The sequence below is a fragment of the Nocardia sp. CC201C genome (genome assembly GCF_030010695.1).
GTDB classification, from domain to species: domain Bacteria; phylum Actinomycetota; class Actinomycetes; order Mycobacteriales; family Mycobacteriaceae; genus Nocardia; species Nocardia otitidiscaviarum.
The window spans coordinates 1-8,036 of sequence record NZ_JASCXP010000349.1 but is presented as its reverse complement, the minus strand read 5'-3'; the positions used below and the strand labels follow the sequence as shown (position 1 = coordinate 8,036).

The following is an 8,036-nucleotide window of genomic DNA, read 5'->3' as shown; positions in this document are numbered from 1 at the left end:
CGTGGGACACGGTCACCCTCCGGTGACCGTGAGATAGATCAGCGCCACGTTCAGCGCCGAGATGATGCCCGCAACCAGCCAGGCCAGCCCGGTGGTGAACCGATGGTTGACGTCCTCGCCCATGAGCGCGCGGTCGCTGGTGAAGCGCACCAGGGGGATCAGGGCGAAGGGGATGCCGAAGGACAGCACCACCTGCGAGACGATGAGTGCCCGGGTGGGGTCGAAGCCGACGGCCAGGATGGCGAGCGCCGGAACGAGGGTCACCACGCGGCGCACCAGCAGCGGCACCGTGCGATGCAGCAGCCCGTCCATGATCATCGCGCCCGCGTACGCGCCCACCGAGGTGGAGGCCAGGCCGGAGGCGAGCAGCCCGATGGCCAGCAGCAGCGCCGCGCCCGGGCCGAGCACGTCGCGCACCGCCCCGTGGGCGGCCTCGATGGTGTCGATGCCCTCGCGCCCGCGCAGGGTCTGGGCGGCCATGAGCAGCATGGCCATGTTCACCGTGCCCGCCAGCACCATGGCCAGGCCCACATCGACCTTGGTGATCTTCAGCAGTCGAGCGCGCAGCGGACCGGGTTCGGGGCTGCCGTGCCGGTCGCGGGCCAGTCCGGAGTGCAGGTACACCGCGTGCGGCATGACGGTCGCGCCGATCATGGCGGCGGCCAGCAGCACGCTCTCGGTGCCGTCGAATCGCGGGACCAGGCCGCCCAGGGTGCCCGACGCCGACGGCGGCGCGATCACCACGCTGGCCAGGAATCCCACCGCGATGACGGCCAGCATGCCGGTGACGATCCGTTCGAAGGGCCGCTGCCCGCGCCGGTTCTGCACGGCCAGCAGGGCCAGCGACACCAGTCCGGTGATCACACCGCCCAGTAGCAGCGGCAGGCCGAAGAGCAGGTTCAGCGCGATGGCACCGCCCACCACCTCGGCGAGATCGGTGGCCATGGCGACGGTCTCGGCCTGTGCCCAGTACGACAGCCGGATCGGGCGGCCGGCCTTGGCGCGCACCGCCTCGGGCAGCGACATGCCGGTCACCAACCCGAGTTTGGCGCTGAGGAATTGCACCAGCGCGGCCATGACATTCGCCATGACGATGACCCACACCAGCAGATAGCCGAATTGCGCGCCCGCGCTGATATTCGAGGCGACATTGCCGGGGTCCACATAGGCGATGGCGGCGACGAAGGCCGGACCGAGCAGTACCGCCGCGGACCGCGCCCGCTGCCATGCGGAACGCGGCGGGTCGGCCAATACGGTAGTGCTCACAAAACAAAGTTTATGGGTTACCGAACTTATCGTTCAGCGAGCCCCCGAGAAAGAGACCAATCTCCCTGTTTCCAGGTGAAATCGATCGGCGCCCCACGAAAACGCCCCGCCCGCACCAACAGTGCGGACGGGGCGTCGAGCCTCGGATCGGCTACCGCCTACAGCCCCAGGCCGCGGGCCAGCACCGGCCACGAGTTCTTGAACTCGTCGTTCCAGTAGCCCCACGAGTGGGTGCCGGAGTTGCGGAAGTTGTAGGTCGCCGGGATACCCAGCGAATCCAGCTTGTTCTTCAGGTTGGCGGTGCAGTACTGGGTGCCCGCCTCGATCGCGCCGCCGATGATGAGCTGGTTGGCCAGACCGTACGCACCGGGCAGCGCGTACTCGCCGTTCAGCGTGTCGTACTGGCCGGGCAGGCCGTTGCCGGTGGAGATGTACAGCTCCACGCCGCGCAGCTTGTCGGCGTTGACGACCGGATCGTTCTCGACCCAGGCGGGCGAGTCCGGCGGACCGTACATGTTCTCCATCTCGCCGCCGCCCCAGACCTCGACGGTCAGGCGCATGAACTCACGGCCGACCGGATCGGCGAACTGGGCGCAGCCGGAGTAGGCGGCGGCGGCCTTGTACAGGCCCGGGGCCTTCTCGGGTAGCTGCAGGACGGTGGTGCCGGAGGTGGAGATGCCCGCGATGGCATTGATGCCGTTGGTGCCGAGGGCGGCGTCGATGAGCGGCGGCAGCTCCTCGGTGAAGAAGGTGGTCCACTTGTTGACGCCCAGATTCGGGTCGGGCTGCTGCCAGTCGGTGTAGTACGACCACTTGCCGCCGATGGGCTGGACCACGTTGACGTTCTTGTCGCCGAGGAAGCCGTTGACGATATCGGTCTTCTTCTGCCAGGAGGCGTCGTCCTGCCCGCCACCCGCGCCATTGAGCAGGTAGAGGGTCGGGCGCGGTTCCGAGGTGTCGGCGGGCCGCTGCACATCGACCGGATAGGTGGCGTCCATGGCGGCCGAGTAGACGTAGAGGCGGATGTTCCGCTCGTCCTTCATCTCGGCCTTGGTGATCCTGGACCCGTCGGGGGCCACGGGATCGGCGAGCAGCTTCTTGTTGTCGATGATCGGGTCAGCGACAGCGCTCTGCGTGCCGATGCCGGCGGTCAGACCGGTGAGTACGGCGGTGGCCGCGATGAGCGCGGCAGCACGCGCGCCGCGGCGACGGCCGACGGCAACCCCGTTCCGGACAGATCGACGAATCAATGTTTCACACCTTCGCTTCAATTCGAGTCCTGGCGACCACCCCGACCGTCGGGGATCTCCCGACGGCCTCCACACCGTGGCCAGAGCACTTCGACAGACCATACGGCCTATGCAGTCGCCACAACAGGGGTCAATGTTACGTATTCGATGCCCGGCCGTGCTCGGCTAGCCCGCCCAGTGCCTGTACCCAACCTTCCACCAAACCCTTCACCTGGTCCAAGGACAACACGGCTCCGGCGTAGTCGAATCGTGCGATGAATCCGTCCTGGGTGGTGTCGACGGTGATGTCCAGGTGCAGGTCGGGCGCGGCGGTTTCGGGGTGTACGCGGGCCGGTCGCAGATCCCGGTAGCGGAATCCGATCCGGCCCGCCGCGCCCGCGAGTTCCGGTGCGGCCGCGCCGAGGTGGCGCAGCAGGCCGAAACCCACCCCCTGCGACGGCACCGTCCGGCACATGTCACGGACGTGTTGAATCACACTTCCGGCGACCGGGCCGCCCTGGCGGATCTCGTCGAAGTCCACCGCGTTCAGCCGCAGCGGCAGCGGGTAGCTGGTGGTGAAGGCACCGATGGCGCGCTGGGCGTCGGGGTCGCCGAACAGGCGGCCGTCGGCGGGCAGCCGGACCACCGAGCCGAGCAGCTCGGCCATGCCGTCGAGGGCGGGCAGGGTGACGGCCAGCGCGGTGAGCAATACCTCGTCGATGGTGGCCTGGTAGCGCCGGGCCACGGTGTCGACCGCACCCGCGCCCTCCGCGGTGATGGTCACCGTGATCCGCCCGCGTCCCCCCGCGGGGTCGGCATCGGTGATCGGCCCGGCCTCCAGGGCATCGAGCCACCACGGCAGTTCGGCCACGATGTCCGGGTGGTCGGCGCGGCGCGCCAACTCCCGGGCGAGGCCCGCCGGATGTGCGACGGCGGCGGGTGGCGTGGCGTGGCCGCCGGACCAGGACGCGGTGAGCTCCTCGATGATGGTGCGCCACGAGGTGTCGTCCACGACCAGCCCGTTGGCGATCACCACCAGCGTGGCGGCCGCCTCGTCGACGGTCTCGGCGACGGGGTCCACCTCCTTGGCGTCGAGCAGCACGAAGCGGACATTGCGCCCCTTGTCGGGATCCAGTTCCGCGGCGGCGGCACGGATGACGCTGTCGACGAGATCGCCGGAGGTCTCCCCCGCCCAGTCGAACCGCCACACCACCGCGTCCTCCGGATCGGCGTCCGGGTACTCGAGGCTCAGGCCGTCCGCGTCCCGGCGCAGCCGGGTCCGCAGCCCCGGGTGCCGTTCGAACAGCGCGACCACGGACTGCCGCACCCGCCAGGGCGGGCAGTCGGCGGCGATATCGAGCGTGATGACGCGAATGACGAGCCCGGACGGTTCGGCGGCGAGCACATCCACCGCCCCCGGCGGCAGCGGCGACACCTCCACGGGACCGGATGGCGCGTCGGTGTCGCCGCCCCCGCCCGACACCGCCATCGCGTCCACGGGTACCGCCGGACCGAATGGTGAACCGATCACGCCGCTGTCCGACGCGCCGGTCAGGTAGCCCGACTCGGTCGACCGGCGACCCGGTTCGACGTCGCCGACGGCCTCGCCTGCCTTCGCGTCGGGATCGCGCCCCGCGTCGTCCGATGCGGGTGTGAGCCCGTCATCCGCGCCCATCGCGATCGCCTCGCCGTCTCGCGCCGCCACGGCGTCCGTCGGCTCCCGGTGCGGCGCACACGCGTCCTCGGCTGCGTCCAGCAGTTCGGCGATGCGCGGGCCGATGACCGCGAGCGCCTCGTCACCGGTCATCTGTTCGTGCGGCACGTCGATCGCGTGGTCGACGATCCGGCCGGAGACGTAGGGCTGCCAGTCCGCCGCCGTCCACTGCCGCATGGTTTCGGTGCGGTCGACGGTGGCGGTGAAGAACTGGAGATTGCCGCGGAACATCTCGGTGGGCTCCACGTCGGCCAATTCCACGCTGCGCATGGCGACCTGGTAGATGTGCCGCAGCCGCTCCGGCGTCATGGCCGCCAGCTCTCCGGCGATGGAGGCGTGCAGCGCGGCCAGCGCCGCGTCGCCGAGCTCGGTCAGATTGCCGGTGTCCGGCAGGTCGTCGACGGCGACGCCGAGGCTGGTGAACGTCTCCCGGACGGCCGACCTGAAATCGGTGTCGTCCACGCGCGGATACCCGTCCAGGATGGCCAGCAGGTCCACCCGTTCGCCCGCACCCTGCAGGCGCGTGGCCACGGCGTGGGCGAGCGTGCCGCCCAGCGACCAGCCCAGCAGTCGGTACGGCCCCTCGGGCTGCGCCCGCCGGATCTCCGCCGTATAGCGATCCGCGATATCGGCCAGCGATTCCGGCGCGTAGTCCGGCTCGGTGAGCGCCGGGGTCTGGATGCCCAGAATCGGCTGCTCCACGGGCAGGTGGCGGGTGAATCCCGAATAGCACCACGACAATCCGCCCAGCGGATGCAGCACGAACAGCGGCGGTCGCTGCCCTTCGGCACGCAGCGGCAGCACCACCGCGAGGGCAGCCGCCACGGCTGCCTCGGCGTCCTGCTCGGACTCCAGCAGGATGCCCAGTTGCCGGGCCAGACCGGAGACGGTGGCGTCGCCGAAGAAGGCCGCCACCGCGATCCGCGCCCCGGTGCGCTCGTGCAGGTCGATGACGACTCGGGTGGCCAGCAGCGAATTGCCGCCGAGCGCGAAGAAATCGTCGTCCGCACCGACCCGCTCCACTCCCAGCACCTCGGCGAAGGCGGCTGCCACCGCCTCCTCCAGCGGTGTGCCCGGGGCGCGGTACTCCCGTTGCGCCAGGACGGGTTCCGGCAGCGCGGCGCGGTCCAGCTTGCCGACCGGCGTCAACGGCACCTCGTCGAGCACCACGACAGCCGCGGGCACCATGTGCGGGGGCAGGCTGTGCGCGGCGAAATCGGTGAGCGCGTCGGGATCGACAGCCCGGTCGGACTTCCCGCGCACATAGGACACCAGCATGGTGACGCCCGCACTGTTCGCACGGCCCAGGGTGACCGCGAAGTCGACATCCGGGTGGCTGGCGAGCACCGCGTCGATCTCGCCGAGTTCGATGCGGAAGCCGCGGATCTTGACCTGGAAGTCGCTGCGCCCCACGTAATCCAGCTCCCACTGGATGGACGGCAGCGCGCGGTTGCCACTGCGATCCTGCGGTTCGGCGTACCAGCGCACCACGTCGCCGGTGCGGTACATGCGCGAACCCGGTGCGCCCCAGGGGTTCGCGACGAACCGCTCGGCGGACAGCCCGGGACGGTTGTGGTAGCCGCGCGCCAGCGCACCGCCCGCCAGGTACAGCTCACCCGCGACGCCCGGCGGTACCGGATGCAGGCGGGCGTCGAGCACCAGCGCCGACATGCCGTGCACCGGCGTGCCGATGGTGATGTGCCGACCCGGCGTCAACTGCGCGTAGGACGAGATGATGGTGGTCTCGGTGGGGCCGTACGCATTGTGGTACACGCGGCCCGGCTGCCACTTGGCCAGCAGTTCCGGGGTGGTGACATCGCCGCCGACGGACAGCATTTCGAGCTGTTCGAGTCCGTCGGGGTCCATGGTGCCGAGCACGGCCGGGGTGATGATGGCGTGGGTGACCTGCTCGGCCCGCATGAGGTCGGCCAGTTCCGGGCCGCCCATGATCTCCGAGGGCACGATCACCAGTGTCGCGCCCGTGTAGAAGGCGCACACCCACTCCAGCACCGACGGATCGAAGCTGGGCGAGCAGATGTGCAGCATCCGGTGATCCGGATGCAGGTCGTACCGCGAGGTGGCGTAGTCGGCGAGACCGCCCACACCCGCGTGCGTCACCACGACGCCCTTGGGCCTGCCGGTGGAACCGGAGGTGTAGATCATGTACGCCGGATGCCGCATCCGCAGCGGCGCACGGCGATCCGCGTCGGTCACCGGCGCGTTGGACCGCAGCGACACCAGCTGATCGGTGGCCGGGTCGTCCATGACCAGCCAATCCGCCTCGGTGGGCAGGATATCGGCGTACGCCTTGGAGGTCAGGCCGAGCATGGCACCGGAATCGGTGATCATGTGCCGCACCCGGTCCGCCGGGTAGGTCGGGTCGATGGGTACGTGCGCGCCACCGGCCTTGCTGATGGCCAGCACCGCCATCACCATGCCGAGTGAACGCGGGAAGGCCACGGCCACCAGCTTTTCCGGCCCCACGCCGCGGTCGATGAGCAGGCGTGCCAGCCGCGACGAGTACTCGTCGAGATCACCGTAGGAGATGGAGTTGCCGCGCCAGCGCACGGCGATGCGGTCACGGCCGTGCCGCAGTCCCGCGGTGAGCAGGTCGGGCAGCAGGCCGGTAGCCATGACATCGTCGCCGTGCACGTGGGTGAGCAGTTCGTACTCGACCGGATCCAGCAGCGGCAGATCGCCGACGGGGGTGTCGCGGCGGGTGGTGAGCTCCGCGAGCAGCGCGGTGAAGCGTTGCGCGAACACCTCCACCGTGGACTCGTCGAAAAGGTCACGCGCGTAGGTGAATACGGCGTAGATACCGGCCTCACCGGTCTCCCGCAGGGCCAGCGCCAGATCGAACTGCGATGTCTGCGCATCGGATTCGAGCGGGGTGATGCGCAGGCCGGGCAGGTCGAAGCTGCTGTCGTGCAGGTTCTGGAAGGCCAGCATCACCTGGAACAGCGGGTTGCGGGCGGTATTGCGCTCCGGGTTGAGCACCTCGACGAGACGTTCGAACGGCAGGTCGGCGTGCGCGAACGCGCGCAGATCGGTGTCCTTGACCTCGGCGAGCAGCTCGTCGAAGGTCAGCTCACCGGCCACCCGGGTGCGCAGCACCAGGGTGTTGACGAACATGCCGATCACATCGTCGAGTTCGGCCTCGCCACGACCGGCCACCGGGGTGCCGATGGCGATATCCGAGGTGCCCGACAGGCGGGACAGGAACACCGCCAGCGCGGTGTGCACCACCATGAACATGGTGGCGTTGCGCTCGCGCGCGATCTCCCGCAGGCCCGCCTGGATCTCGGCGCTGATCGGGAAGCTCACCGTGCCGCCGCGGAAGGAGGCCACCGGCGGGCGCGGGCGATCGGACGGGAGGTTGATCTCGTCCGGCAGATCGGCCAGTTCGGTACGCCAGTAGTCGGTTTGGGCGGCGATGAGGCTCTGTGGGTCGTCTTCCGAGCCGAGCACCTCGCGCTGCCACAGGGTGTAGTCGGCGTACTGCACCGGGAGCGGGGTCCAGGCGGGGGCGTCGCCGTGGGAGCGGGCGGCGTAGGCCAGCATGACGTCGCGGGTGAGGGGGCCCATGGACCAGCCGTCGGCGCTGATGTGGTGGGCGACGAAGACCAGGACGTACTCGGGATCGGTTGCGAGGGTGCCAGGGTCGCCGGTGTGGACAACGGGCTCGCCCGCGTGGATGCGCGGGTCGCCGGTGTCGAAGCCCGGGCCACCCGCGTGGTCACCCGAGTCGCTTGGGTGGACGCCCGAGTCACCCGTGTGGATGCCCGAGTCGCCTGTGTGAATGTGGAAAAGGGCTGCGCGGAGGGGGA

The 8,036-nt window shown here is 69.9% G+C and carries 3 protein-coding genes; all 3 read right to left on the bottom strand.

Going from position 1 to position 8,036, the window contains the following annotated elements; translation table 11 throughout:
* Positions 1–12 precede the first annotated feature (12 nt).
* Positions 13–1,251, bottom strand: coding sequence for an Nramp family divalent metal transporter (locus QK444_RS27890; protein ID WP_282785124.1), 1,239 nt, complete (start codon positions 1,249–1,251; stop codon positions 13–15).
* 173 nt (positions 1,252–1,424) lie between these two features.
* Positions 1,425–2,420, bottom strand: a complete 996-nt coding sequence (locus tag QK444_RS27885; protein WP_282785123.1) for an alpha/beta hydrolase family protein — start codon at positions 2,418–2,420, stop codon at positions 1,425–1,427.
* Positions 2,421–2,652: 232 nt separating this feature from the next.
* A complete protein-coding gene (locus QK444_RS27880; RefSeq protein ID WP_282785122.1) occupies positions 2,653–7,905 on the bottom strand; it encodes a non-ribosomal peptide synthetase in 5,253 nt (1,750 codons plus the stop codon).
* Between the last annotated feature and the right edge of the window lie 131 nt (positions 7,906–8,036).